The 26,272-nt window shown below is 43.8% G+C and carries 30 protein-coding genes; 14 read left to right on the forward strand and 16 right to left on the reverse strand.

What is annotated here, in order from left to right:
* Nucleotides 1-82: 82 nt before the first annotated feature.
* Nucleotides 83-721, forward strand: a complete 639-nt coding sequence (locus B5X77_RS08800) for a DedA family protein (protein WP_079507163.1) — start codon at nt 83-85, stop codon at nt 719-721.
* 31 nt (nt 722-752) lie between these two features.
* Here B5X77_RS08800 and B5X77_RS08805 read toward each other — a convergent pair whose 3' ends face one another.
* Nucleotides 753-914: an asparagine synthase gene (locus tag B5X77_RS08805; RefSeq protein ID WP_079507662.1), complete on the reverse strand. Its 162-nt coding sequence runs from the start codon at nt 912-914 to the stop codon at nt 753-755.
* 131 nt (nt 915-1,045) lie between these two features.
* Between B5X77_RS08805 and B5X77_RS08810 the strand changes: the two genes are divergently transcribed.
* Entirely contained in the window at nt 1,046-1,432 is a 387-nt protein-coding gene (locus B5X77_RS08810) for a PaaI family thioesterase (protein ID WP_079507664.1), read from the forward strand.
* Nucleotides 1,433-1,536: 104 nt separating this feature from the next.
* On the opposite strand, the gene B5X77_RS08815 is transcribed toward B5X77_RS08810, so the two are convergent.
* The 8 genes from B5X77_RS08815 to B5X77_RS08850 form a co-directional block, all read right to left on the reverse strand.
* Nucleotides 1,537-2,685 (reverse strand): FAD-dependent monooxygenase, encoded by a 1,149-nt coding sequence (locus B5X77_RS08815; protein WP_079507165.1) that lies wholly within the window; start codon nt 2,683-2,685, stop codon nt 1,537-1,539.
* A gap of 151 nt (nt 2,686-2,836) precedes the next feature.
* Nucleotides 2,837-3,208 (reverse strand): monovalent cation/H(+) antiporter subunit G, encoded by a 372-nt coding sequence (mnhG, locus tag B5X77_RS08820; RefSeq protein ID WP_079507167.1) that lies wholly within the window; start codon nt 3,206-3,208, stop codon nt 2,837-2,839.
* Nucleotides 3,186-3,476, reverse strand: a complete 291-nt coding sequence (locus tag B5X77_RS08825) for a Na(+)/H(+) antiporter subunit F1 (RefSeq protein WP_079507169.1) — start codon at nt 3,474-3,476, stop codon at nt 3,186-3,188. The genes mnhG and B5X77_RS08825 overlap by 23 nt, the downstream gene beginning before the upstream one ends.
* Complete coding sequence (locus B5X77_RS08830) at nt 3,476-3,952, reverse strand: Na+/H+ antiporter subunit E (protein WP_079507171.1); 477 nt, start codon at nt 3,950-3,952, stop codon at nt 3,476-3,478. The genes B5X77_RS08825 and B5X77_RS08830 overlap by 1 nt, the downstream gene beginning before the upstream one ends.
* A 6-nt stretch (nt 3,953-3,958) precedes the next feature.
* On the reverse strand, nt 3,959-5,440 hold the full coding sequence (locus B5X77_RS08835) for a Na+/H+ antiporter subunit D (protein ID WP_079507173.1): 1,482 nt from the start codon (nt 5,438-5,440) through the stop codon (nt 3,959-3,961).
* Nucleotides 5,433-5,774 carry a Na(+)/H(+) antiporter subunit C gene (locus B5X77_RS08840; protein ID WP_079507175.1) on the reverse strand — a complete coding sequence of 114 codons (342 nt, stop codon included), beginning with the start codon at nt 5,772-5,774 and terminating at the stop codon, nt 5,433-5,435. The genes B5X77_RS08835 and B5X77_RS08840 overlap by 8 nt, the downstream gene beginning before the upstream one ends.
* The gene (locus B5X77_RS08845) at nt 5,774-6,196 is read right to left on the reverse strand and encodes a Na(+)/H(+) antiporter subunit B (protein ID WP_079507177.1); all 423 of its coding nucleotides are present in this window, start codon (nt 6,194-6,196) and stop codon (nt 5,774-5,776) included. Before B5X77_RS08845 ends, B5X77_RS08840 begins: the two co-directional genes overlap by 1 nt.
* Nucleotides 6,183-8,597 carry a Na+/H+ antiporter subunit A gene (locus B5X77_RS08850; protein ID WP_079507179.1) on the reverse strand — a complete coding sequence of 805 codons (2,415 nt, stop codon included), beginning with the start codon at nt 8,595-8,597 and terminating at the stop codon, nt 6,183-6,185. Before B5X77_RS08850 ends, B5X77_RS08845 begins: the two co-directional genes overlap by 14 nt.
* Nucleotides 8,598-8,980: 383 nt before the next feature.
* Here B5X77_RS08850 and B5X77_RS08855 point away from each other — a divergent pair, with 383 nt between their 5' ends.
* Nucleotides 8,981-9,184 carry a hypothetical protein gene (locus B5X77_RS08855; protein WP_079507181.1) on the forward strand — a complete coding sequence of 68 codons (204 nt, stop codon included), beginning with the start codon at nt 8,981-8,983 and terminating at the stop codon, nt 9,182-9,184.
* Nucleotides 9,185-9,451: 267 nt separating this feature from the next.
* Complete coding sequence (locus B5X77_RS08860; protein WP_079507183.1) at nt 9,452-10,009, forward strand: YufK family protein; 558 nt, start codon at nt 9,452-9,454, stop codon at nt 10,007-10,009.
* 648 nt (nt 10,010-10,657) lie between these two features.
* Here the strand turns inward: B5X77_RS08860 and B5X77_RS08865 are convergent.
* Nucleotides 10,658-12,475: a transglycosylase domain-containing protein gene (locus B5X77_RS08865; protein ID WP_079507185.1), complete on the reverse strand. Its 1,818-nt coding sequence runs from the start codon at nt 12,473-12,475 to the stop codon at nt 10,658-10,660.
* A 215-nt stretch (nt 12,476-12,690) separates the two neighbouring features.
* Between B5X77_RS08865 and kapD the strand changes: the two genes are divergently transcribed.
* Nucleotides 12,691-13,314 carry a 3'-5' exonuclease KapD gene (kapD, locus tag B5X77_RS08870; RefSeq protein ID WP_079507187.1) on the forward strand — a complete coding sequence of 208 codons (624 nt, stop codon included), beginning with the start codon at nt 12,691-12,693 and terminating at the stop codon, nt 13,312-13,314.
* 37 nt (nt 13,315-13,351) lie between these two features.
* Here kapD and B5X77_RS08875 read toward each other — a convergent pair whose 3' ends face one another.
* Nucleotides 13,352-13,741 (reverse strand): kinase-associated lipoprotein KapB, encoded by a 390-nt coding sequence (locus tag B5X77_RS08875; protein ID WP_079507189.1) that lies wholly within the window; start codon nt 13,739-13,741, stop codon nt 13,352-13,354.
* 106 nt (nt 13,742-13,847) lie between these two features.
* Here B5X77_RS08875 and B5X77_RS08880 point away from each other — a divergent pair, with 106 nt between their 5' ends.
* The 3 genes from B5X77_RS08880 (at nt 13,848) to B5X77_RS08890 (ending at nt 15,623) form a co-directional block, all read left to right on the forward strand.
* Nucleotides 13,848-14,597 (forward strand): peptidylprolyl isomerase, encoded by a 750-nt coding sequence (locus B5X77_RS08880; RefSeq protein ID WP_079507191.1) that lies wholly within the window; start codon nt 13,848-13,850, stop codon nt 14,595-14,597.
* A gap of 73 nt (nt 14,598-14,670) precedes the next feature.
* On the forward strand, nt 14,671-14,883 hold the full coding sequence (locus B5X77_RS08885) for a hypothetical protein (RefSeq protein ID WP_079507193.1): 213 nt from the start codon (nt 14,671-14,673) through the stop codon (nt 14,881-14,883).
* Nucleotides 14,884-15,173: 290 nt separating this feature from the next.
* A complete protein-coding gene (locus B5X77_RS08890) occupies nt 15,174-15,623 on the forward strand; it encodes a hypothetical protein (protein ID WP_079507195.1) in 450 nt (149 codons plus the stop codon).
* A gap of 97 nt (nt 15,624-15,720) precedes the next feature.
* Here B5X77_RS08890 and B5X77_RS08895 read toward each other — a convergent pair whose 3' ends face one another.
* Entirely contained in the window at nt 15,721-16,890 is a 1,170-nt protein-coding gene (locus tag B5X77_RS08895; protein ID WP_079507197.1) for a MalY/PatB family protein, read from the reverse strand.
* An 85-nt stretch (nt 16,891-16,975) separates the two neighbouring features.
* Here B5X77_RS08895 and B5X77_RS08900 point away from each other — a divergent pair, with 85 nt between their 5' ends.
* Nucleotides 16,976-17,236 (forward strand): DUF1871 family protein, encoded by a 261-nt coding sequence (locus B5X77_RS08900; RefSeq protein WP_079507199.1) that lies wholly within the window; start codon nt 16,976-16,978, stop codon nt 17,234-17,236.
* A 25-nt stretch (nt 17,237-17,261) separates the two neighbouring features.
* Here B5X77_RS08900 and B5X77_RS08905 read toward each other — a convergent pair whose 3' ends face one another.
* The 3 genes from B5X77_RS08905 to B5X77_RS08915 all read right to left on the reverse strand — a co-directional run bounded on the left by B5X77_RS08905 (nt 17,262) and on the right by B5X77_RS08915 (nt 20,071).
* Nucleotides 17,262-18,119, reverse strand: coding sequence for an alpha/beta fold hydrolase (locus B5X77_RS08905; RefSeq protein ID WP_079507201.1), 858 nt, complete (start codon nt 18,117-18,119; stop codon nt 17,262-17,264).
* Between the two features lie 257 nt (nt 18,120-18,376).
* Nucleotides 18,377-18,634, reverse strand: a complete 258-nt coding sequence (locus B5X77_RS08910; protein ID WP_079507203.1) for a helix-turn-helix domain-containing protein — start codon at nt 18,632-18,634, stop codon at nt 18,377-18,379.
* 93 nt (nt 18,635-18,727) lie between these two features.
* Nucleotides 18,728-20,071 (reverse strand): sodium-dependent transporter, encoded by a 1,344-nt coding sequence (locus B5X77_RS08915; RefSeq protein ID WP_079507205.1) that lies wholly within the window; start codon nt 20,069-20,071, stop codon nt 18,728-18,730.
* A 282-nt stretch (nt 20,072-20,353) separates the two neighbouring features.
* Between B5X77_RS08915 and B5X77_RS08920 the strand changes: the two genes are divergently transcribed.
* The 4 genes from B5X77_RS08920 to B5X77_RS08935 all read left to right on the forward strand — a co-directional run bounded on the left by B5X77_RS08920 (nt 20,354) and on the right by B5X77_RS08935 (nt 24,612).
* Nucleotides 20,354-20,911: an RNA polymerase sigma factor gene (locus B5X77_RS08920; protein WP_079507207.1), complete on the forward strand. Its 558-nt coding sequence runs from the start codon at nt 20,354-20,356 to the stop codon at nt 20,909-20,911.
* Nucleotides 20,904-22,595, forward strand: coding sequence for a hypothetical protein (locus B5X77_RS08925; protein WP_079507209.1), 1,692 nt, complete (start codon nt 20,904-20,906; stop codon nt 22,593-22,595). The genes B5X77_RS08920 and B5X77_RS08925 overlap by 8 nt, the downstream gene beginning before the upstream one ends.
* Before the next feature lie 121 nt (nt 22,596-22,716).
* Complete coding sequence (yugI, locus tag B5X77_RS08930) at nt 22,717-23,109, forward strand: S1 domain-containing post-transcriptional regulator GSP13 (RefSeq protein ID WP_079507211.1); 393 nt, start codon at nt 22,717-22,719, stop codon at nt 23,107-23,109.
* A gap of 309 nt (nt 23,110-23,418) precedes the next feature.
* The gene (locus B5X77_RS08935) at nt 23,419-24,612 is read left to right on the forward strand and encodes an ornithine--oxo-acid transaminase (protein WP_079507213.1); all 1,194 of its coding nucleotides are present in this window, start codon (nt 23,419-23,421) and stop codon (nt 24,610-24,612) included.
* Nucleotides 24,613-24,647: 35 nt separating this feature from the next.
* Here B5X77_RS08935 and B5X77_RS08940 read toward each other — a convergent pair whose 3' ends face one another.
* Entirely contained in the window at nt 24,648-24,881 is a 234-nt protein-coding gene (locus B5X77_RS08940; protein WP_079507215.1) for a DUF378 domain-containing protein, read from the reverse strand.
* 203 nt (nt 24,882-25,084) lie between these two features.
* Between B5X77_RS08940 and B5X77_RS08945 the strand changes: the two genes are divergently transcribed.
* On the forward strand, nt 25,085-26,248 hold the full coding sequence (locus B5X77_RS08945; protein ID WP_079507217.1) for an iron-containing alcohol dehydrogenase: 1,164 nt from the start codon (nt 25,085-25,087) through the stop codon (nt 26,246-26,248).
* Nucleotides 26,249-26,272 lie beyond the last annotated feature (24 nt).

Consider the following 26,272-nt stretch of genomic DNA (forward strand, 5'->3'; position numbering starts at 1 on the left):
CGTAAAAGGAGAATTGTTATACATAATAACTTCTGAGTTGAAATAGAATCGGACCAAGGTATGCATGAAAGGGGGAGACCTCATGGATTTGGATCTGGTCGTCAATATTATTGACGAAAACGGCTATTTAGGTTTGTTTTTATGGTTGTGGTTTGGGGTGTTTATCCTTCCAGTACCAAACGAGGTCATCTTGATGACTGTCGGCCTGGCTTCGTCCCAGGGAGCTTTAACCCCCATGCTTGCCTTTTGTGTTACATATTTGGGTATATCTGCGGCTTTCACTTCCAGCTATATTTTTGGGAGGGTGATAGGAAGAAGATTATTACGGTTAATGCGAAGAAAAAAGCGGTTCGTGAATTCAATTGAATCAGCCATGGGGTTAATGGAGAAATACCATGCATTTTCCCTATCCCTTAGTTGTTTTGTTCCCGGAGCCCGTTATTTGGTGCCATTGCTTTATGGGATCAGCCGGCTTTCATTCAGAACGTTTGCCATCTTTGCATATAGCGGTGCTTTTGTATGGGTATTGATTATTTTTGTGTCAGGCTACCTATTTGGCGATAAAATGGATCTGGTCATGAAGTATAGCGATGAGTTGTGGCTGGTGGTCCTTGCTGGGGTGATTGTCTTTGTCAGCATCATAGTACGGCGGAAAAAAACTATTAAGGAAACAGGCACTGGAATGGAGAAAGCCATTTATCAGGAAAGGCAGCAAAAATAGCTGCCTTCACCTGTAACTTGTCCTTTATTGGCTAAAATTCGTTCCTGTGTTCAACCAGATCGATAGCCCCAAGAACAATATGGGCCAATCCGAAACCGAATACTGTGTTGGAAACCATTTTATCTATTTTGCGATTTTGTTTCATCGCATACCCGGCTGCTGTAACAGCTGTGCCTAAAACGGTGGGAATCATGCCTTCGCGAATTCGGTTCAAATGAATCACCTCGTGTAATAGATACGTCCTTTACTGTGAAGGACAATATTAGCTTTTCCCACAATCACTGTGAATTGTTTGCCAAATATAAGGAGGTTCGGAATATGAATATGAATTTGAACAACACTCTGCTAGGATCCCTAGGAATTGAAGTCACAGAACTGCAAAAAGGAAAGGTGGTCGCCACGATGCCCGTTGATGACAGAACAAGGCAGCCGTTTGGCCTGCTGCATGGCGGAGCTTCGGTTGCACTTGCAGAAACTGTGGCCAGCGTAGGTGCCTTCGAGTTGGTCGACAAAGAAAATGAAGTCGTTGTTGGTCTGGAAATCAACGCCAACCACATCAGGGCAAAAAGAGAAGGAGTGGTCACAGCCGTTGGCACAGTCCTCCACCAGGGAAAAACGACCATGGTCTGGGATATAAAAATAACAGACGAAGACGACAACCTTGTTTCCGTTTCAAGATGTACCATTGCGGTGATTAAACGCAAGAAGTAAACCAGCCGATTTGGCTGGTTTTTGTTTGGACATATTGAATAATAGCGACCTTTAAATCGCAATTCACACAGGGAACCATGCCCGAAGTCTGACAGACCCAAAACTTATTGCATTGCATCCATATCCTCTTCTATTTCAATAACCCTTCGCAATTTCTCGTTATGGAAGGAGGGGGGTGCCATTTTAAGCAGTTTATTTCGAATGGAGCAAAGAATCGGGAAATCGACTTGGGAGGCAAACCCATAAATTTTCATTTCATCTTTAATCATCTTGATCCGTTCTTGTCTGTGCAGAGTGTATTTTATAAAAGCCTCTGACACTGAATCTTCCTTACTCACCCATTTTGCAAGGTACACAGCATCTTCAACTGCCTGTGAAGCTCCCTGGCCTATATTGGGCATTGAGGCGTGAGCTGCATCACCGAGTAATAGAATATTCCCGGATTGCAGAGGGGTTAGTGGTTTCAGTTCATACAAATCGTCGTAAATAATCTGGTCGTTTGGGGTGTTTTCTAATATTTCCTGGATTGGATCATGATAGTAGAAAAAGTTGAACAATAAGTCGATTGGAGCCCATTCGTGCAGGCTGCCTTCTGTCGATTTTATTAATGCGTACCAAAAGATTTGCTGGTCTGGTAAAGGAGCGATGCCGAATCTTCCTCTAGCTCCCCAGGTTTCGGTATAGGCAGAGACTTTGAAAGGGGAATCTTCGATAATTCCTCGCCAGCAAGAAAACCCTGTAAAGCTGAGTGTGCTGTTTGGAAACAGTTTAGAGCGAACGGAGGAGGCTGCACCATCGCAGGCGATCAGATAGTCTGATTCTGCGCTGGTGCCATCTTTAAAAAATAATGTTATGGCTCCATTATCTGTAAAGTCGGTCATATGCTTTTCTAAATGAAGAGAACCTGGAAGGAGCGCATCCAATAGTAACCTTTGAAGGGATGAACGTTGGATGAACAGGTAATTTGGTATATGGGCGGGAGGCTGGTAATGAAAATTGGCAATGGTGTTCCCCAAATCGGATTTCAGCAGACAACCATCTGATTCAAGGCCGTTATTCCGTAATTCGGGTCCCAAACCCATGATGTAAAAAGCGCGCATTGCATTACCGCTTAAAATGATTCCTGTATCCGGTTCACTGACCCGCTTTTCTTTTTCATAAACCTCTGCATGGATCCCATTTTTCTGCAGGGCAATGGCTGTGCATAATCCGCTGATACCGCCGCCTACTATTGCGATTCTGACATCATCCATTATTCTCCCTCCATTCCGCCAGGGCTGAATCTTATGTTATTTCACCTTAACTATACTGCACCGTCACAGTGGTTGGTATGGATAAAATTTGAATTTTCCATGTACAAAAAAAAGGCCATCAGGTGGATGTGCCTGATGGCCTTTCAAATGGTTATTTAAATTGATTTTCAGCCATCTTTTTCCGTGCTTCTGCAAGGTCATCCTGCACAGTACGGTCCGACAGCTTTACACCGCTGTTATATGCTGCTCTTGATATCAGATGCCCGGCAACAGGGGATGTAAGGAAAATGAAGCCTATTCCCAGCAATAATCGGGAATTAAAGTGATCTTCAATAAGCCAAAAATAAAGGAAGGTTCCAAGCAATACAAGCATTACACCCAATGTGGCACTTTTAGATGCCGCGTGGTTCCTTGTATAAACATCAGGCAGCCTGATTAGCCCGAAAGCTGTCACAAGGCTGAGGAATGCGCCGAACAGGATAAACAAGCCTGCAAAAAACTTAACGATCTCCATTTCTGTCATATTCCATGATTACTCCCTTCTCAAGAAACTTTGAAAAGGCGACTGTCCCGATGAATGCCAGTATTCCGATCAGCAGGATGATATCGAGAAAGGCGCTAGTATCGAGAAGGATCGACACTAAAGCAACTACAGAAACCAGACTGATGCCGATCGCGTCCAGGGCAACTACCCGGTCAGCCACCGTCGGCCCCTTGATCACACGGTAAATCAGGCCAATCATCGCAAGTGATATGAAGGTAACTGAAATCCACATAACGGTTTCGAACATTATCGGCTCACCTCCATAATCGCTTTTTCGAACGTATTTTTAATGCTCTCGATGGCTTCATCCGCATCGTTGATATCCATTGCATGTATATATAAAATCTTATTATCTGCAGAAATATCAACAACCAGTGTTCCAGGAGTTAAAGTGATCAGATTCGCCAGCACCGTAATCTCCCAATCTGCTTTCAATTCCGTTGGAAATGCGAAGATCCCTGGTTTGATATTAAGCTTTGGCCTTAGGACGGCCTTTAGGACGTCAATATTTGAAAGAATTAATTCCCTCGTAAAAATGTAGATCAGATTTACAACTGCCACTACCCTCAACAGATAAAACCGGGAAGTGAAAAACCGGCGGAAAATATAAATGATGAGCAGGCCGAAGAAATACCCGACGAAAAACGAGGCCGGGGAGTAGGATGTCTTAAGGAACATCCAGACAAAGGCCAAAATGAAATTCAGCAAGATTTGGAAAGCCATAGCTCATCACTCCTTTAAAACAGCATTGATGTAGATTTCCGGATTGGCCAGTGTTTCTGCAGCTGCAGAAATAACCGGATAGATAGCTTCCGTACCAAAACCGTATAAGACAGCGAACACTGTCAGGACAGCTGGTGCGATCAGAAGCCATTTGACTGGTACCTCATCCTCATCCTTATAAGCTCTTGGAGTTCCCCAGAAGCCACTGATGAAAATCTTCATGATTGAAAACAGAACCAGCAAACTGGACATCAGGACAACAAATGCACCAATATAGCTTTCGTTCTCAAATCCTGCACGGACAATCATAATCTTTCCCGCGAATCCGCTCAGCGGTGGTATGCCGGCAAGAGCAAGGGCCGCGATAAAAAAAGTCCATCCCAGTGCAGGATACCTGTTGATCAATCCGCTTATTTTATTTAGATCACTCGTACCCGTGATTGCAATGATGATTCCTATCAAAAGGAACAGAGTCGCTTTGATATTCATGTCATGGATCAGGTAAAATACCGAGCCAGTTAGAGATTCAGGTGTCAGGACAGATACACCGAACAAGATGACTCCGACAGCCACGATAATATTATAGATAACGATTTTTTTTACGTCTGTATAAGCAATTGCACCGATAACCCCCGCGATAATCGTCAAGACAGCCAGGATCTGGAGCAATTGATGCGTATAGCCGGCATCGTGGTAAAAGAACAGTGTGTAAGTCCTGGTAATAGAGTATACCCCTACCTTAGTGAGCAGTGCCCCAAACAAAGCCATGACAGGGGCAGGCGGGGCGTAATACGATCCAGGAAGCCAGAAATAAAGCGGGAAAATCGCTCCCTTCAGACCGAAGACGATCAGGAATAAAACAGCAAGCACCGTAATGATTCCTGCGCTTCCAACCTCGCTAAGTCTTACTGAGATATGCGCCATATTCAATGTCCCTACGACTGAATACAAATAAGCGACTGCAATGACGAACAGTGCTGATGAAATGACGTTCACAAGTATGTACTTAATCGATTCGCGAAGCTGGATTTTCGTGCCGCCCAGTACAAGCAGTACATATGAAGACATGAGCATGACTTCGAAAAATACAAACAAGTTGAAAATATCGCCTGTGGTAAAGGCTCCGTTCACTCCAACAATCAGGAAGTTAACGACAGGGTAATAGAAAAATCGTTCGCGAGATTCCCCTATGGATTTAAAAGAGTAGATCAAAGCAGCAAAGGCAATGATGCTGGTTGTCAGCACAAGCAGGGCGGAAAGCATGTCCGAAACGAGCGTGATTCCGTAAGGAGCTTCCCAGTTACTGAGATCCATTGTCTGGATGCCGTTTTGATAAACCTGGCTTGCCAGCATGAAGGATACAATTATCGTGATCAGTCCGCTTATCGCTGAAATCCAGCGCTGGGCCATGATATTTTTCGTAAAAAAGATAAGTACAACCCCTGTAATCAGAGGAATCAAGATAGGTAAGATAATTAGATTATTCATGTCCTTCCTTTCCTCTCAAGCGATCCATATTATCGGTTCCAAGCTCCTGATAGGCCCTGTAGGCCAGTACAAGGAAAAAGGAAGTTACACCAAAGCTGATAACGATCGCAGTCAGGATCAGTGCCTGTGGCAGCGGATCGACATAGTTTGGGGCATGTTCTCCCAGGAGCGGAGCTGCACCTCTCTTCAGGCCTCCCATGGTTAAAATCAGGAGATGGGCACCATGGCTCAGCAGTCCTGTCCCGATAATGATTCTGAGCAAGCTTTTTGAAAGCATAAGGTAAGTAGCTGTCATAAATAAAATTCCAATTAGAAAAGCCATTAAGATTTCCATTATTCGCTCTCTCCAATCGTTTGAATAATGGTCATTGTTACTCCAATGACGACAAGGAAGACTCCTGTATCAAATAATACCGCAGTATGCAATGAGGTTTTGCCCAAAAGCGGCAAGTCCACATAGGTATATGCATGTGTCAGGAATGGCATATCGAAAAACAATGCTCCAGCACCTGTTCCAATCGCAAAAAGAAGGCCGACAGCCACCATTTTGATATAATCAATCGGCAAAATCGACTTGACCGTCTTGATATCGAAGGCAAGCAAAAGCAGGACGATTGCTCCGGATGTCATCAGCCCGCCCACGAAGCCGCCTCCAGGATAATAGTGGCCCGCAAAAAACAGGTGGATGGAAAAAAGGATGATGACAAACAGGGTGAACTTTGTAACGGTCTGGAGGATTATATCATTTGTTTTCATCCAATTTTTTCCCCCTCGTCAGCCGAAGCTTGATCATCGCGAAAATGCCAAGGGCTGCGATGCCAAGGACGGTAATTTCAAACATCGTATCAAAGCCCCGGAAATCAACAAGGATAACGTTGACCATATTTTCGCCGCCGGCTTTTTTATAAGTGTTTTCCACATAGTACTCAGCAATGGAGCTGAACATCTTGTTGCTATGCGCGGATAATGCAATCATCGTTACGATTGCTCCTACACCGATCGATATCAGCGCGTTAGTAACCTTGAAACCGATTCGTTCCTCCGTTCTTATCTTCGGCAGGTGGTAAAATGCCAGAAGGAACAGCGCTACAGAAACCGTTTCTATCACAAGCTGTGTAAGTGCAAGGTCAGGTGCCCGGAAGATGACGAAGAATAGTGCGACTGTATAGCCGACAGCACCTAGCAGGATAATAGAAGTCAATCTTGATTTGGCAAACAAAATCATAATCGATGAAAGAGCAATGATCGAAACCAGAATGATTTCCATGATATGTACAGGTGCTATATTGCTTAAATCTAATTTAAAAGCATTTTTATAGAAAAGCGTAAATGCCAGGATCAGAGTAAAGAATGAAAAAATATAAACCAGATATGACCTGATGAACCCTGTCATGTAGGACCTGGTTATTTTCTTGGACACCTGCTGGACGCCTTCAAGCCCTCGGTCATAAAAATGATTCAATGCCAGTCGGTCAGGGAATACACGATAAACGCCTGTCCACTTTGGCATGAACTTAAATAGCAGGATTCCGATTAAAACAACACCGATAGTCATGAATAGCTCAGCAGTCGGTCCGTGCCAGTGCGAAATATGTACATCAAAGCCTTCACCATTTTCCAGCAATGATGGAAGGATGGCCCCCATTGCAGGTGATATGATGTTATGCGACAAAACATTCGGGAAAATACCGAAAATGATCACGAGTGATGCAAGGATAACTGGAGATATGAGCATGCCGATAGGCGCTTCATGCGGTTTCTTCTCCAATTTCTCAGGCTGGTATTTACCCAGGAAGGTTTTGAATACATACATCATGCTGTAAAGGAATGTGAAGACACTTGCTGTCCAGGCAATGACAGGGAACAGGATTCCCCAAGTTTCCATATTGAAAATGTCCATTTCCGCTAAGCGCAGCATGCCTGTGAAAAACATTTCTTTACTCAGGAATCCATTGAACGGTGGAATGCCGGCCATTGAGAATGTTCCGATAATGGCAAGCGTGAACGTGATCGGCATGAAGTTCATCAAACCGCCAAGCTTTCGGATATCTCTTGTACCTGTTTCATGGTCTATGATACCGGTCACCATGAACAAGCTCCCTTTAAAAGTAGCATGGTTGATCAGATGGAAGACCGCAGCAGTGACCGCCACGATATAATAGCCATCCTTAATCGTGCCATAATGCAGCGCGGCGGCCCCTGCCCCAAGAAGGGACATGATCATTCCGAGCTGACTGACCGTTGAAAAAGCAAGAATTGCCTTTAGGTCCGTTTGTTTTACAGCCGAAAAGGATCCCCAGAATAACGTAAGCACCCCTACTCCAGCAACCAGCCATACCCAGGTACCTGAATGTGCGAAAACAGGCGTCATTCGGGCAACGAGATAAATTCCAGCCTTGACCATCGTCGCAGAGTGCAGATATGCACTGACAGGGGTTGGTGCTTCCATGGCGTCAGGCAGCCAGATGTGGAAAGGGAACTGAGCTGATTTCGTAAAAGCGCCTAGCAAGAAGAGAATCAGCGTCGCGGTGAATAAGGGATGATTAACGACCTGATTGGACATCTCGATAGTTTCGGAAATGCTGAAGGTCCCGGTGATGATATAGAGCATCAGAATGCCCCCCAGCATCGACAATCCTCCGAAAACAGTAATAAGCATTGATTTTTGCGCCCCGTAACGGGAGCGTTCACGATGATTCCAGTACCCGATCAACAGGAAAGATGAAAAGCTTGTCAATTCCCAGAAGGAATACAGCACAATGAGGTTGTCGGATAAAACGACTCCCAGCATCGCGCCCATGAACAGAAGCAAATAGACGTAGAATGTATTCAGCTTCTCTTTCTCCGGTGACAGATAATAAATAGAATACAGCACAACCAGAGCGCCGATTCCAGTGATCAGGAGGGCGAATAATAGCCCAAGTCCGTCAACTTTTAACGCGAAATCAATTCCAAGCGAAGAAATCCAGGGCACAGTTTCCATAACAGTGCCGCCATGTCTGGTTGTGCTGATGAACTGCAGGAAATACACAAACAGAACAGCTGGCAGCGGCAACAGGAACCACCCTGTATGGATACTCTTGAAATACTTATGTAAGAATGGAATTAAGATCGCGAGTAAAAGCGGTGATAAAACTGCAAGGTGTAGTAAAGACAAATGATAATACCTCCTTTTTAATTCCATTTCCATGGCTTTAACATTATATTTTTTGCCATTTTAACCAACTTCATGCCCGCAATGCATATATGTAAAAAGTATAGCGTAAAAAAGAAGGGGATGCATGTCATCGGCCTTGATAAATCAGAGTTTTCTTAATAAAGCTCAAGTTCCCAAGCGACCAGACACGCTCCAGACCGAGCGCCAAAACACGAACAACTTAACCGTTCCGTCCTCACACACAACCGGAAGTTAAGCCCTGCCTGCCGCAAAACATCGTTTTAGGCGTAGCTAGGCTTAACGGGTTTGTTGAGCTTTTCGTTAAATGCGGTATAAAAACACGATTCTCTTTGCATACTAACAGAGAATAGGGGGGATAAGCCATGACCCGAAAGCTGATTGTATGCGTTGGGATATTCCTGAGTTTATTTACGGGGTTTATGTTACTTGATCAGAAGGATGACAATGAGTTGTCTAACGAAAGAACTGGAGTACTGAATGTTCAGCAATCTGATATGGACGAGGTTGAAACAGCTGAGAATTTTCCATTCGGCTCAAGAGAATACGTCCGGATTGTGCCACGATAGCACCAGTCTTTACATACGGGAGAAAAGAGAAAAGGTTTCAAAAAAGTGAAAGTTCCTTTATAGGAGCTTTTTTAGTTACGGCACCTGGTCCGACCCAACCTTTGCAAACGCCTACCCAAATCAGCGCTCCCAACATTAAAAAAGCCTTCTTAAGTCAGCCCTCCTACTTTAGTCGAAATCGAGGAGCTGGCACTTTTTCTGTTGCCAGCTTTCACCATTTCTCTCATAATACTTATTGAAGGATTACGAAGGAATGAGTGAAACAACATGAGGAACGCCTACTTTACAAGTTACTTTCCATTGATGTCCATATTGATGTTCAGTTTGGCCCTCTCTGTCCGCACGGAAATGGAGCTGCTCTTAGTACTGAAGAGCGCCGGGATTTATGATGGAATGCTTGAATTCTTTTCTGACACCGGAATCAAACTTTCTCTGCTCGCCTTGCTGATGGTGGTGTTTTTCATGGTAATCGCAGCCATGAAACTCATTGCCGATACGATCAATGAGGTCAGCCTTTTATTGTTTTCCCGAGATCATGAAGGTGAAAGTTTAAAACTGATCCGCAAAGGAGCTGTAATTTATTTTGCAGGCGGGATAGCCTCGCTGGTCAGCTTCTTCAGTTTCATCGGTATTGTGGCCATTTTCTTACTGGCAACAATGGTCTATTTCATTTATTTTGTCTATAAAATCAGCCCAAAGCTTACAATGTCAGGAATGATTGGTACTGTCTTCTTTCAAGTTATTTTTTGGAGCACCCTCGTGCTCGGTATAGTTTATCTCGCAGTTAAAGTATACAACAGCCTGCTCGCAAGCTTGCCCATTTAGTACTGTTTTAGTGGAATTCCTGTCAAAGCTGCCCCAACATGTAGTTAACCTTGGGCAGCTTTTCTGTATACATGTGAAAACTGTCCGATTATGAAGCTGCTTTGGACAGCTTTACCTATAATCTTGCCCAAGATGTCCGATTATGAAGCTGCTTCTGCCAGCTTTTCATGTAATTTCGTCAAAATTGTCCAAACATAGAGCTACTTTGGACAGCTTTTCCTGAAATCCTGCCTAAGCTGTCCAAACACGGATCTACTCCTGCCAGCTTTTCTTGTAATACCGTCGAAGCTGTCCAAACATGGATCTGCTTCTGCCAGCTTTTCATGTAATACCGTCAAAGCTGTCCAAACATAGAGCTACTTTGAACAGCTTTTACTATAATCCTGCCCAAGCTGTCCAAACAGGAATCTGCTTCTGCCAGCTTTTCATGTAATACCGTCAAAGCTGTCCAAACATAGAGCTACTTTGGACAGCTTTTCCTGAAATCCTGCCCAAGCTGTCCAAACATGAAGCTGCTTTTGACAGCTTTTCCAGTAATCCTGATTAAGCAGTCCAAACTTGAGCCGACTTCTGCCAGATTTTTCTCTATTCCCTCCAAAGCTGTCCAAACAGCAAGAAATCAATGGAAAAACCGGGCCATAACCCGGTTTATTTTTTCATGATATCCCGCCAGATCAATAGATGGGGGGACTGGTGGTTGATGTCTTCCATGCTTTGCGGATTGTCTTTGCCTACCCAAACGCCTGCGGTGAGTGGCCCGTTGAATCCGACAATCCAGAAGTCCTTGAAGTCATTTGTTGTCCCTGTCTTTCCGCCAGCTTCTGGCCCAGCGCTTGCTGCTTTTCTTGCTGTTCCCGAGGAAACAGTCTTTTGCATGAGCGACCTTACTTTTTCAATGGTACCTGGATTCCACACCTTAACTGGCGTTTCTTCCCATTCATAAAGAACCTCGCCAGCATTATTGGTTACTTTTACAATCGCATGTGGTTTCAAATAAAGCCCTTTATTGCTGAAGACTGTATAAGCTGAAGTCAACTCTAGCGGGCTTACTCCAGTTGTGAAACCGCCGACGGCTGCGGCGGGAATATGATCCTGGAGCGTTACTTTTTTGAATTGGAATGGCTCCAGGTCACGGAAGGCTTTGTCAACGCCTACTTGCTGCAAAATTCTTACGGCAGGTGTGTTGTATGAATGGGTGAACGCTTTTTCAAGCGTGACCAAACCATAGGTTGAGCCTCCATAGTTTTTTGGGCAATATCCATGCACACAAATTGGGCCGCCATTGATTTTAGTGCCGCTGTTTACATCGAATCTAGCGAAGTAAGGGGCATATACAAGCAGCGGCTTGATAGCCGAGCCAGGCTGGCGGAACGCCTGGTATGCTCGGTTAAAGTCACCAATCTGATAATCCTTGCCTCCAGCCATGGCGATAATCTTGCCGTTCTCATGATTAATTATAGTTGCGGCACCCTGGACCGCAGTATCATGCAGGTGGGAAGCGACCGCTGTTATTGCTCGTTTTTGTAAATCGACATCAAGGCTGGTGTGGATGGTCACGCCAGAACGTAGCAAGGCCTCGACCCTCATACTTATTTCCTCAGGATCATCAAGTTTTTCCTGTTTGGCAATCAACTCCTGCAGCTCGAACAATGCAAAAGAAGAGTAATCAGGATACAAGTTTTTACGTGAATCAACCTTGAGCAGGACAGGTTCACTTTTGAGTTTAGCGGCTTTTTCAGATGTTATGATCCCGTGTTCCTCAAGCTGTTCAATCAACAGTTCCTGCCTTTTTTTTGTCCTGTCAAAATGCTTGATCGGATTGTAATATGACGGGTTATTCGGAATGGCAGCCAGGAAAGCCTGTTCAGCCTCGGACAGATCCTTAGGTGCCTTTTTAAAATAAAAGCCAGCGGCCGCCTTGATTCCGTAGGCATTGTTATGAAAATAGATGGCATTCAAATATTGCTCCAGAATCTCTGCTTTTGAAAAAGTCCTCTCCAGCTGGTATGCATATAAGACTTCACTCAGCTTCCGATTATATGATTTATGATGATTTAAATATTGGTTCCTGGCCAGTTGCTGAGTAATCGTGCTCGCGCCCTGCTCAATGCCATCTGAATGGGCATTGATGGCAAGCGCACGTCCAATCGCCGGCAGATCAAAGCCCGGATGTCTTTCAAAATTCCGGTCCTCAGATACAATGAACACGTCTTTTATAAAATCGGGAATCTCGTGTCCTGCAGCATAGCTCCTGTTCATCGGCCTGTGAATTTCGGTGATGACCTCGCCGTTCTCTGCAAGGATGAAACTTGTCTGTGAAAGCTTTGTTTCTGTGAGGTCTATTTTTTCATCCAATGTTTTGTTGAAGCTGACTGCTTTGCCCGCTTCCGTATAGCTCAAAATGACCACCGCAATAAAAGCGGGAATCAATAGCAAGATCATAAGATAACCTGTGAAAATACGCACGGTAATTCCTTTCTTTCATAAAGAATGATGTTCACTTTAATATCGGAACAGAACTTCAGAAGCTTTACCTTCTTTTTCAGACAAAAAAATGACAAGGATAAATTGCAGAAAATTTAAAAATTTATAAAGAAACGTGCTATAATAGAAAAAATAATGCACCGAAAAGCATATACTGGTTACATACAACTACTGGCTTTTCAGAAAGTTGGGGAAGCATGAGCGAAAGAGAAAGGACAACATTATTTATTGATTTTGAATTTACGATGCCAGACCGCAATAGCAGAAGACGGGGCTTTTATCAGGAAATTATTGAAGCAGGAGCCGTCCTCGTGGAAAATAATAAGGTGGTTGAGGAATTTTCATCTTATGTAAAACCAATGCGGTTTCCCATTCTGACAGAACGATGCCGTTCTTTCCTGAGTATTTCTCAGGATCAGGTTAACTCGGGAATCACTTTCAAGGATTTGGTGGAGAAGCTTAAGTCACTGGGAGGGAACAAAAATTGCCAGGTTGTGACCTGGGGCAATATGGACATGAAGGTGCTTCAGCAAAATTGCCAGCAGGCCTCGGTCGGTTTTCCGTTACCGGGAAAGCAGATCGATCTTTCAATGGAGTATAAGCGTTTCTTTGGCGATCAGAATCAGACTGGACTTTGGAAAGCGGTACAGGAATATGGAAGGGAAGGGACAGGCAAACATCACCGGGCACTGGATGATGCATTGACGACCTACCATATTTATAAGCTTGTAGAAAAAGACAAACAATATCTTCAGAAGCCCGAACCCGCGACAATCGGGGACATGGTCGATTTTTCGAAGCTGCTCAATAAATTTGCATAGAAAAGCCAGATTGGAAAAAACAATCTGGCTTTTGGCGTTATAGAGAGTTTTTAAAATAATCCTTTTCCAGTGAGTCAAGGTTTCTTAAGGATTGCTGCGCCCACGCGGAATCATCACCCTCGAGTTCAGCGCGCAGCTTGTTTGTTGCTTCCCTTAAAGATTCGAGGTAATCAGGTATTTCCCCTTCGAACGGCTTGACCATTTTTTCAGGGATATTGGCCTGTTCACGGAAGGATAGGGCCTTCCTTTCATGAAAAAATCCAACCGCTGCATCCTTGGGGTTGTGTAGGTCGCCCTGCATAGGGTGTTTTGCGACAGCCAGGACACGGACAAGATAATGCTGCGGACGGCGTTCCGTGATTTCGCCTATGTATTTTCCGGTTTTATAAATGCCGGTTACCTTATCGCCAATATTCAATTCAGCCATGGGAGAAGCTCCTTTCTGGATCTTGTAATTTCTTATAGTATAGCAAAAAACAAAGATGCAAAACATTTTGTAATCGTTTAAAGTGTCTATAGGAGGGATACATACAATGACTAAAAAGATACTGGCAGTATTATTTGCGATGATGATGGTTCTTGCTGGCTGCGGCACAGCTGGTGAAAAGCAGGAAGCAGACAATCAGAAGGAAGAAACGACGAATGGTGGACAGGCAGCTGATGAAGATTTGGATTACCCTCAAGCGACTGCTGAAGTTCAGGATAATGAAAGACTTGTTGAAATGGTCACTTCTATGGGGAAAATCAAAATCAAGCTTTTCCCTGAACAGGCTCCAAAAGCTGTAGAAAATTTCATTAAGCATAGTGAAAAAGGCTATTATGAAGGCATCATTTTCCATCGTGTTATCGACGGGTTCATGATCCAGGGCGGCGATCCTGAAGGAACTGGCATGGGCGGCGAGAGCATTTACGGAAAACCGTTTGAGGATGAATTTTCAAGAGAACTTTTTAACATCCGCGGGGCATTATCAATGGCCAATTCTGGCCCGAATACAAATGGAAGCCAATTCTTTATCGTCCAGAACAAGGAGCTGGATGCTAGTTTCCCAGAGAAGTTGAAGCAGGCAGGTTACCCTGAAGAAGTCCTTAAGATGTATGAAAATGAAGAAGTCCTTAAGATGTATGAAAATGGCGGAACGCCTCACCTTGATCACAGGCACACCGTCTTCGGCCAGGTAATCGAAGGCATGGATGTCGTGGATAAGATTGCCGCTGTTCCAACTGCAGCGGGGGACAAGCCGGAAAAAGACGTTGTCATTGAAAAAATCAATGTACTGAAGTAGGCAATGGCCAGCGGTTGGACGAATCTGCAAACCTTGCTATAATGTGTGGAGAGCTGATGAAAGGAAGATGAGAATGAGTAAGTGGTTAGTCATCTCATTGTTTTTATATTTCCCGGAAGATAAAACAGAATATATCCCGGCTGCGATTACTTCACTCGTTTTCCTGATTGGGGCAATCCTGACGATGAGATTCATTATTAAGGTTTCCAAAAAGGAAGCGGAGAAAGCAAAGGAACACGAGCAAGTAATCATAAAGCAAATGAATGAGACAAAGGAGAACAGCTGATTCTTGGCTGTTCTTTTTTTTGCGGAATTACTGGAAGAAACGTCTGGAATTTCCAATTCGTATTTTCGCCATAAAACTTTCAATTTCGCTATTATTCGCTAAAAAATCCCTCGCTCCGCTATATTCCAGTAATGCAGACGTATTTTAAAGCTCAAAGTTCCAAGAATTTTATTAAAAAAGCCATTTGCAGGTTTAGTCACAACAAAATCGGGGTAAATACTATCTTTTAATTATTTTGCTAAAACGTTATAATACAATTTATATTCTAATTTCAAGAGTAGGGGTATAAATTGAAAAACATACAGATAGAGAAGATTGTCGAACGAATTCTTGTCCAATCTGGCAGCAGTGTGAAAGTTGAACTTGAAGGTTTTTTCCCTGGGGACCGATTTGCGGGCGGGAAATATAATTTTGGGAATCATACCATTACTTTATATATCGAAGAGATCAAGGCGCAATGCCAGCAGATTTTTTCATCAATGGATCAATTTGAAGATTATCTTGCCGTTGTTTTCGCCCACGAGATCGGCCATGCAGAAGACCGCGAACTAGCGGAGCTGATTCAGCGGATGGATGGCACCGGCAATGACATATTGAAGAAAGGGATTGCCCTCCAGATTGAGATGAATGCCTGGGATTATGCGAGAAAATTGATTCCGCAAAAGCATCATCCATTTATGGACACAATCATCCACTATTCATTACTGCCATATTATGAAGCCCTTGAAGTGAGTGCATAAAAATGGAGCCATTCCGATTCCGGAGGCTCCATTTGTTATTTTCGGGGATTTGGATTGCATGAACGAAAAGGATTGAGTCAGCTCTTATAAATAGTACTTAACTAAACGCCTTCTTCAGCCTCTCTAGTCCTTCATTCAGGGTTTCGCGCGGACAGGCAAGGTTCATCCGGACGAAACCTTCGCCGCCGGCACCATACTTCGTTCCTGGTTCCAGTCCCAGCTTGCCTTTTTCCAGCAGCTGATCCTTGATTTCCTCATCGCTTAAACCAAGTTCACGACAGTCGATCCAGAGCAGGTAGGTGGCATCAGCTTTCATCGGCTTGAGTGCTGGCAGATGTTCATTCATAAAGTCAGTTGCGATTTTCATATTCTCATCCAAATAGGCCAGCAGCTGGTCAAGCCATTCCTCGCCATAGCGGTAAGCAGCTTCCATTCCTGCAATCGCAAAGGCATTTAGTGTGAAAAATCCTTGCTGCTCCTGGATTTTCTTGAATTTTTCCTTCAGTTCCGCATTCGGGATCAATACGGCAGAAGCCTGCAATCCGGCAAGATTAAACGTTTTGCTTGGCGCAACGAATGTGGTCGTAATATCTCTGAAATCTTCCTTGATCGACGCGATCGGGATATGGACATTCGGCTTAAACACAAGGTCAGAATGGATTTCATCTGATACTATCAGGCAGTCATGCTTTACGCACAAATCGCCGATCCTTTCCAATTCATCCCTCGTCCATACCCTGCCTCCCGGATTATGCGGGTTGCAGAGAATAAACATCTTCACGCCATCCTTTAGTCTAGCTTCAAAATCAACAAAATCGATTTCGAATCGGTCATTCTCAACCTTTAAATTTGAAGTAACCAGTGTGCGGTCATTATTTTTGACCATGTTGAAAAATGGCGTGTACACAGGGGAATGAACAAGCACTTTATCTCCTTTTTCTGTAAATGCACGGATAGCCGTACTGATTGAAGGGACCACGCCTTCGCTAAAAAGAATGGATGATTGCTTAAATTCGCAATCATGGCGATTTTTCATCCAGTTCTGTATGGCTTCTGTCACAGACATCGGAACAAATGTATATCCGAATATCCCATGTTTGATTCTTTCCTTTATTGCATCGGTGACCGCCTTAGGGGGATGGAAATCCATATCCGCGACCCACATTGGCAGGACATCGTCTTTGCCAAACACTTTTCCGACAGCATCCCATTTCACTGAATGCGTATTATTCCGGTCAATTACTTTGTCAAAATCTATTCTTTCCATTATGTAAGCACCGCCTTATCCAGAAAAATTTTTCTCAACCTATGTTTATGATAAAATATTTTTAAAAAATAATCAGGTGATTGAATTGGAATCGAAAGAACTTAGCTATAAATTAATAAAAGTTTTAAATAAATGGGATCCATTCAAGGTTGGCGAAGGCCAGTTCGACCCAGAAATTGCTGATATCCTCCAGGCTGTCCATGATTATGATGAACCCGCAAAAATTGCCCGCAGGATTCAGTCAGTATTCGAATTTTCATTTGAACAATTATTGCCTTATGAACAATGTCTCAAAATCGCAAACACTCTAGTGTCGATCAAAAATGAGGATGCATGCTCATTATAAGAGGCATGAACGGAAACGGCAGCCATCAGCGGCTGCCGTTTGCTGTTGCTTCTTCAACTGTTTCCTCTGCAGCGATGAACCGATTGATAAGTTGATGCACATCTTCTGGCCGCTCCTCAGGGACAAGGTGGCCTGTCTCTTTCAGGATAATGAGTTCGGAATTCTTCAGGTCATTATTCAGCTTCCTGCCAATCCGGACCGGGACGACTTTATCATGCTCTCCCCAGATAAGCAGGCATGGAGCCTTGATTTTTCTCAGTTCTTCTGATGAAAGGTCGCCCTCCCGGTGTCTGATCATCATCGTCAGCGCTTTGAAAATATCGTCCTCCAGAAAGGGCGTGAGATAGCCATACAGCATTTCATCATTGATCATTGAATGATCATAGACGACGTTCTGCAGGTTCTGCTTCACTCCAGAGCGTGCCAGGTGGAACTTTACATACAGGTGGAAATAAGGAATGTAGCTGGACAGGACGAGCGGCAGGCTTGCCTTTTTTAGATATCCTGAACTGCATAACAGTATCCCTTTTTTTGCGTGTCCTGGATGGTGAAGCAGAATATTCATTGCGATTTGGCCGCCCATTGAGTGGCCAACGACTTTGAACTCATGGATGCCAAGGGATTTCATCAACTCAACTACTGTTGCGGCCAGGTTCTCATAGGAATATTTAAAACTCGATATCTTGCCGCTTTTTCCAAAAGGAGGAAGGTCGACAGATATGACGTTATAATCCTCTTTCAGCAGCGGAATCAAATGCCTGAAGCTGAAAGAGGAAGAAAGAAAACCGTGGAGCAGAACGAGGCTTTCCTTAGCGTCAGGGTTATGATAGTGCTCATAATAAAGATCGATTCCTCTTACAGTCTTATTCCTGGCGAATTCCATCGGCTTTCACTCCTGACATTATGAACGAATTGAGATAGGTATGTCTTTTATTTTCCCCGTGAATCGAAAGTTCACACAAAAAATTGCTCTTAAAACAAAAAAAGATGGACACCAAAACTGGTATCCATTAAAAAGGGGGGAATACTAGAAAGCCTTATGGGACTAGGATAGCCAGTTTCGCAGAATCATATACCTTGTTATCGAAACTTTTTGGCAAGAAAATTTAAAAAATAGAGCAGGCATTCATCTTAGCCTGCTCACGTTTCTTTTAATAAACTGGTTGGTTTCTGCTCGAGTTCCGGTGTTGCAGCGTAATAAATTTCCCCCATAAGCACAGATGCCGGGACATCAAGTGCTGTGGAAATCTTTAAAATCGTCTGAGAGTTAGGTGTTTGCTCGCCGCTTTCGTATCTTTGGATCGTTTGAGTACCTACCCTGATTTTTAAAGCGAGCTCCTCCTGGGAAACCCCGGCTCTTTCACGGCACAATTTGATATTCTGTCCAATTGCAGTCATCGCTCTTCACCTCCAAAAATAAAATATCTCTTACTATAAGTTTAACATTAAATTTTTGAAAATATCGACAATAATATGAACGTTTTCTTAACTTTAGATTATACCAATCGATTGCAAAAAAACAATTCCGATCCCAATTGGTACGATGTACCGAATGGAGAAATACCAGATATTGAATAATAATGTGTTTTTTCCGGTGCCTTGCTCCAGTTCTTGCCTGACCATTTTTCTTGGAAGCACATAGCCCACAAATATCGCAATGAAGAAGGCTCCGAGCGGCAGGGCAATATTGCTTGTCATGAAGTCGGCAAGGTCAAAGAATGTCTTCCCGAAAAATTTCACTTCTGCCAGGATACCAAAGGACAGGGCATTCGGAATACCAGCAGCAAATACTAGCAGCCCGCCAATCCAGGAATATTTCTTCCGCTTTCCTTTGTCACCCTTCGAAAGGACGGCGACGATGATTTCAAGGATCGAAAACGCGGAAGTAAGGGTGGCAAACAATAACAAAACCAGGAAAATCGTCAAGAACAATCCGCCAAACGCTAATTGGTCAAAGACGGCTGGCAGCACGACAAAAACCAGGCCAGGGCCTGCTTCCGGTTTAAAACCAAGCGCGAAAACTGCCGGGAATATTACCAGTCCGGCCAGCAGAGAGATGATAATGTTCAAGCCGACTACTGAAAATGCTGATTTAGCGAGACTTTCGCCCTTGGATAAATAAGAGGCGTAAGTCACCATGACGGAAAGACCGACGCTTAAGGCGAAGAAGGATTGTCCAAGGGCCATCAATATGGTTTGCCCTGTAACAGCAGACCAGTTAGGCTTGAGGAAAAATTCCACCCCAGCCATTGCCCCATCCAGGGTCAATGACCTGATTGCCAGGATGATAAACAGGATGAACAAGGCGGGCATCATGTATTTGCTCGCTTTTTCAATGCCCTGCTGCACGCCGCCCTGAACGACCCAGATTGTGAGGATGAGGAATAACAGCTGTACAGCGACAGCCTCAATTGGATTGGAAATGATGCTTTCAAATTTAGCTCCATATTCTTCCTGAGTCAACCCTGAAAGTGATCCCGTCAGGCTCCGACCTAAATAGGAAAGAATCCAGCCGCCAACAACACTGTAAAAAGAAAGAATCAGGAAGGAAGCGATAACTCCGCCATACCCAAGCAAAGGCCATGCGCTTTTTGGAGCCAGGTGCTTATAGGACATTACGGCATCCTTTTGTGTATTCCGGCCGATGATGAATTCAGCCAGTAAAATAGGGGCGCCTATAAAAATGGTCATCAGCAGGAAGAAGATGAGGAATATGCCGCCTCCATTAGTACCTGCCATATAAGGGAATTTCCAAATAGCCCCTAGTCCAATCGCAGATCCTGCCGCGGCAAGGATGAATCCGAGCTTTGATGTCCATTGATCTTGTTTGCTCATGAAAAAACTCCTTTTTTTTAAAGAGACTGAATATTTATATTTTCTGACAAAATCCAAAAATACCTTTTCATGTTACTATTTTTTGTGGGAAAAGCATAGTATTTTCAGGCATTAAACAATTATTTAGCATTTTGTTATTTTTTTGAAACAAAACGGGAATTCTTCCGTTTTACAGGTGAAGTGTTGTTCACAGGCCTCTACTGGACGCTATCGGCCGCAGCCGTCACAGAAGGATCATGTGAAAACACCTAAATAAAGATTGTATCAGTTTGGGGGTTCCAAATGAATGATGATGAATTAGTATTCCGGGCACGAAATGGCAATATGCAAGCATTTGCGGAATTGATTGATATCCATACTCCGACCGTGAAGCGCTTTGCCTTCCAGCTTGGGAATAAATATGACGACATAGATGATATCACACAAGAAGTCTTCGTAAGGGTTTACCGCTTTCTTGATCAGTTCTCACATGCCCAATTCACCACATGGCTTTATAAAATCACCCTTAATGTTACGAGGGATTTTGCCCGGAGTAAACAAAGGCAGATCAAAAAGGTCCTGAAGATCGGCAAGGAGAGAACATATGACGGCAAGACCGCAGAGGAAAGTATCCTGCGGTTCGAAGAGGACAGAGCCCTGCATGAGTGTATCCAAAAACTTGATGAGAAATATCGCATACCAATAATCCTTTTTTATTTTCATGATAAAAGCTATGAAGAGATTGCAGAAATTACCGGAGCTACCCTGCCGAATGTAAAAACCCGGATGCTGAGAGGCAAAGAGCATTTAAAGAAGCTGCTGATTCTGGCTGAAAAAAAGGAGGGTGAAAACCATGGATGATCAGTTATTGGAGAAACGTCTCGACAGTCTGAAGAAAGCATACAATGATATGCCCGAAGAAGAGAACCGTTCAGCCATCCTAGCGGCTATAAAAAAAGATCAAAAAAAGCAGAAAAAGAACACGTGGTTTCACTTGCCATACGCTGCGAGCTTTATCGGAGTCGGCATGATCGCCGGAGTCTTGATGATGCAATATATCGGGGAACATGTGACTTCCGATGAGAAGACAGAGCTTAATCAGGCAGTATCGGATGAAAAAAATGCCGGGGTATTGAAAAGGTCCGATGTGAAAGCAGAATTTGATGCCTTGCAAAAGTATTATGTCGAGAAGGAGCTTAAGACGAAAGAGAAGCTGGGTTTTTTATCTGGATTCGAAAATTCTCTGCACAGGGATATCCCAATGGAGCTTAACGAGGCAGAGACAGCTTTTCTATCAAATCTGGAAGACCAGGAACAAATAGATTTAGAGGAGGTTAGGAAAAGGTATACCAGTGAGATTGACCAGGCGTTTACTCTGCCATCAGAGATTATCGATAGGCTCTTACGTGAAAAAAATGACCAAATTTCATTAAGTGGGCCTGAATATAATCTTCTCAACCAACTAGATTCTTTTATGGGCGCTTATTATCTGTCGATGACCTTTTACGAGGATCATCTAAATAAAGCGGTTGAGCAAGAAGGCGCGGAAACGGTGATCAAAAAAATGAATGCCGGCGGCAAAGGGCTTTCCTCTCCCAGGTTGAAAGAGATGTCTGCGGGGGCTGTAGAGAACGGTTATGCCTTCAAGGATGAAGACGGAAGGATTGTCCCATATGTTAATTTTATGGGGATTGCTGACCGGCTTCGTGGTGAAGTAAATAAAGATTATGTGAAATATCTCGAGCTAAGAAGCAATAGAGTCCATAATGACCAGGGCGAGGTTATTTCCTACAAGAACTTGGCAGATGTACTGGTAAAACTTGAAAAAACAATCGCCACAGTAAAAAATAGCACCATCGAGGAAACTATGAGGAACGACGCCCAGTCACTTTACGCGCTCTTTGTTGCCAGTCCGATCCTATTTGATAAAAGAGATGTTTTAAAAGATGAAGTGAAAACTGCCTATTTATATTTAATTGAAAGCTATCCGGATACCGACACTGCTAATGCGGTTAAGTTGATGTTTGAACAGATGCAAAGAGAAAAATTCCAAAGGCCTGCTGATGAGATGGAGATGCAAAACAATCTTATTTATCCGGGTTATCTGAATATCCGGACTGATATAAAGGAAGAGGATATCATTAACCGAAGAGTGCTTCCGATTTCAGATTTCATGCTGTCCAGCTACAAGAAATTCGCCGCCAATAAGAACTTTGATATCTTGAAACATTACGGACCATTTGAAATTATGCAGCTTTATTTTCACGCGGACCAGATAGGAGATTATGAGACAAAATATGCTTTATACAGTAAGAAAAGCGTGCTTCTGCCAGAGGATCAATATATAAAAGAAATGCAGGAAGCGGAAATGGATATCAGCGAAACGCTTAAAGGATACGAGTTTGCTTCCCTTTATCGCTCGTCAGATCAACCGGAAAACGTGATTGGAGTCCAGCTGCATTTTAAAGATCGGTCGGATGCTCCGGTCTTCCAGATGGTCCAGGAAGACGGTTTTTGGAAAGTACAATATTTGCCATTCCAATAAAAGGATATGGAAACACGACAATTGAATTATCTTATTCCTTTTGATAAATGCTACAGATTATGATATAATTTTTAATTGCGTATTAATGGGATAAAATAAAACAATATTTAGGAGTGTTTCCATGTCAGAAAATATTCAAGTAGGCAGCGTTTTATCAGGTAAAGTAACAGGAATCCAGCCATACGGCGCGTTCGTAGCATTAGATGAAAATACCCAAGGTCTAGTGCACATTTCAGAAATCACACACGGTTATGTTAAGGATATTAACGAGCACCTTTCAGTTGGCGATGAAGTGAAAGTGAAAGTTTTGTCAATTGATGAAGCTGCTGGGAAAATTGGCTTGTCAATCCGTGCAACAGAAGAAGCTCCAGAACAGCCGCAACGCGCAAAGAAGCCACGCAGCAAGCGCCCTGCTGCAGTTGTACAGCACCAGGACGACTCAGCACAAGGCTTCAACACTTTGAAGGATAAGCTTCAAGAGTGGATCAACCAGTCAGATATGGCTAATAAATAAGTTTCAAAGCGGAAACCGGACATTGCGTCCGGTTTTTTTTTTATTGAGTACGTGTCCGTGAGCGGTGCTGGGTGTCGATTTTACTAAAGGATTCCAGGATTAAGTGATTTCAGGGGGATTCAAACGGAAGCACTGAAAGATTGTCCAAACCAGGGCTCACTCCTGAAAACCGCGGCTAAAACTCTGAAAAGCTGTATAGCTTTTATAAGAAAATCCCCTTCAACCATTTTTAGGGGGTTAAAATGAAAGAGCTTACAGGTTACAATATGATTGTCTAACCAATTTTTTCATTGGAACGGAGGAAGGTTCATGACGACAAAAACGAGTTCGCTGATTGAACAGACGCAAAAATACGGTGCGAATAATTATCATCCGCTGCCAATCGTAATTTCCCGGGCAGAGGGTGTTTGGGTAGAGGATCCTGAAGGCAACAAATATATGGACATGCTTAGTGCATATTCTGCAGTCAACCAGGGGCACCGCCACCCTAAGATCATTCAGGCACTGAAGGACCAGGCAGATCGTGTGACGCTTACTTCAAGAGCATTCCATAATGACCAGCTTGGTCCCTGGTATGAGAAGATTTGCTCGTTAACTAACAAAGAGATGGCCCTGCCGATGAACACAGGAGCTGAGGCAGTGGAAACGGCTGTGAAGGCTGCTCGCCGCTGGGCTTATGATGTCAAAGGGGTTGCAGAAAACCAGGCGGAAATCATCGCTTGTATTGGCAACTTCCATGGCCGCACAATGACGGCAGTATCTTTATCCTCTGAGGAAGAGTACAAACGCGGTTTCGGCCCGATGCTTCCAGGGATTAAATTGATTCCATACGGAGATCTTCAGGCTCTGAAGGAAGCGATTACGCCGAATACAGCAGCTTTCCTGATTGAACCAATTCAGGGTGAAGCGGGTATCGTCATCCCGCCCGAAGGCTTCATGAAGGCAGCCTATGATGTATGTAAGGAGAATAATGTCCTGTTCATCGCGGATGAAATTCAGGCTGGCCTGGCAAGGTCTGGTAAGATGTTCGCATGCGAATGGGAAGGAATCGAGCCTGATATGTATATCCTTGGCAAAGCACTTGGCGGCGGAGTATTCCCAATTTCATGTGTCGTTGCGGACAATGACGTTTTGGGCGTCTTCAATCCAGGTTCCCATGGATCGACTTTCGGAGGCAATCCAATGGCTTGTGCGGTTTCCATCGCTTCACTTGATGTGCTGATTGATGAAAAACTTCCTGAACGTTCACTGGAACTTGGAGAATATTTCATTGCCAAGCTGCGCGAAATCGATAACCCAATCATCAAGGATATCCGCGGACGCGGCTTGTTTATTGGCGTCGAGCTTACAGAACCAGCCCGCAAGTACTGCGAAGAATTAAAAGAAGAAGGCCTGCTATGCAAAGAAACGCATGATACGGTCATTCGTTTCGCCCCTCCACTAGTCATTAGTGAAGAAGAACTCGACTGGGCAATTGAACGAATCAAGAAAGTATTATCTTAAAATGATAAAACCCGCCATTCGGCGGGTTTTTTGTATTAGCGAGTAGCACGAGGTTCTGCTGCTCTTTCCTCCCTTTCGCTCGGTGCGAAAAGAAGTCCAATGTTAATTAAACCGGCAAGACCGACCAAACCATAGACGATCCTTGACAATGCTGAATCCTGTCCGCCGAAGATTGCTGCAACAAGGTCAAATTGGAAGAATCCGATTAGCCCCCAGTTGATGGCTCCGATAATGGTAAGAACAAGTGCTGCACGTTGAATACCGCTCATGGATGTTTCCTCCTTAAAATTAAATTTGTTCTTTTATAGAGTGTTTCAGCCCGGTATGAATTATTCATCCTCTATATATTAAAAACTTACCCGAATAAAAAAAGTTGTAACATTTTGCAGCACATTAGAGAACATTAAGAAGTGTATTTTTTGCAATGCTTTTTGAAAAAGAACATAATAATCTCTAGAGGAAGGTGACTTAAATGGATAACTTTACTTTTTACAATCCAACAAAACTTATATTTGGAAAAGATCAGCTAGAAGAACTTAAAAATGAAGTTCCGCAATACGGAAAGAAAGTTCTTGTTGTTTATGGCGGCGGCAGCATCAAGCGAAACGGGCTTTATGATTCCGTCATGAACACTCTTAAAGAAATTGGAGCAGAAGTATACGAGCTTCCGGGTGTTGAACCAAACCCTCGACTCTCGACTGTTCATAAGGGTGTTAAAATTTGTAAAGAAGAAGGGATCGAATTTCTGCTTGCCGTTGGCGGCGGAAGCGTCATCGACTGCACAAAGGCAATCGCTGCAGGCGCAAAGTACGACGGCGATGCATGGGACCTGGTAACCAAGAAGGCTTTTGCTGCAGAAGCTCTTCCATTTGGAACGGTGCTCACTCTGGCAGCAACAGGCTCTGAAATGAATGCTGGTTCGGTCATCACCAACTGGGAAACGAATGAGAAATACGGCTGGGGCAGTCCGGTGACATTCCCGAAATTCTCGATCCTCGATCCTGTAAATACTTTTACAGTCCCGAAAGATCAGACGATATATGGAATTGTTGATATGATGTCCCATGTATTTGAACACTATTTCCACCTGACCGAAAACACAGAATTCCAGGATCGCATGTGTGAATCCTTGCTGTTGACAGTAATGGAAACAGCTCCAAAGCTTCTTGAAGACCTGGAAAACTATGAATACCGTGCAACGATCCTTTATTCCGGAACAATGGCGCTGAATGGAATCCTTAATATGGGCTATCGCGGTGACTGGGCGACTCATAATATTGAACATGCTGTTTCAGCTGTATACGATATCCCTCATGGTGGCGGATTGGCCATCCTGTTCCCGAACTGGATGAAGCATAATCTGAAGGTAAAACCAGAACGCTTCAAAAAGATGGCTGTAAGGGTCTTCGGTGTGAATACGGAAGGCAAGACAGACGAAGAAGCTGGTCTGGAAGGAATCGAAAAGCTGCGCGAATTCTGGAACAGCATTGGTGCTCCATCACGGCTTGCTGATTATGACATCGATGACAGCAAACTGGAATTGATGGCTGACAAAGCAATGGCGAATGGCGAATTTGGAAACTTTGCAAAGCTAAAACGAGACGACGTACTTGATATCTATCGTATGTCTTTATAAAATTGGCCGGATCCGGGTATTTCC

It is taken from the genome of Mesobacillus jeotgali, assembly GCF_900166585.1.
Lineage (GTDB): Bacteria > Bacillota > Bacilli > Bacillales > Cytobacillaceae > Mesobacillus > Mesobacillus jeotgali_A.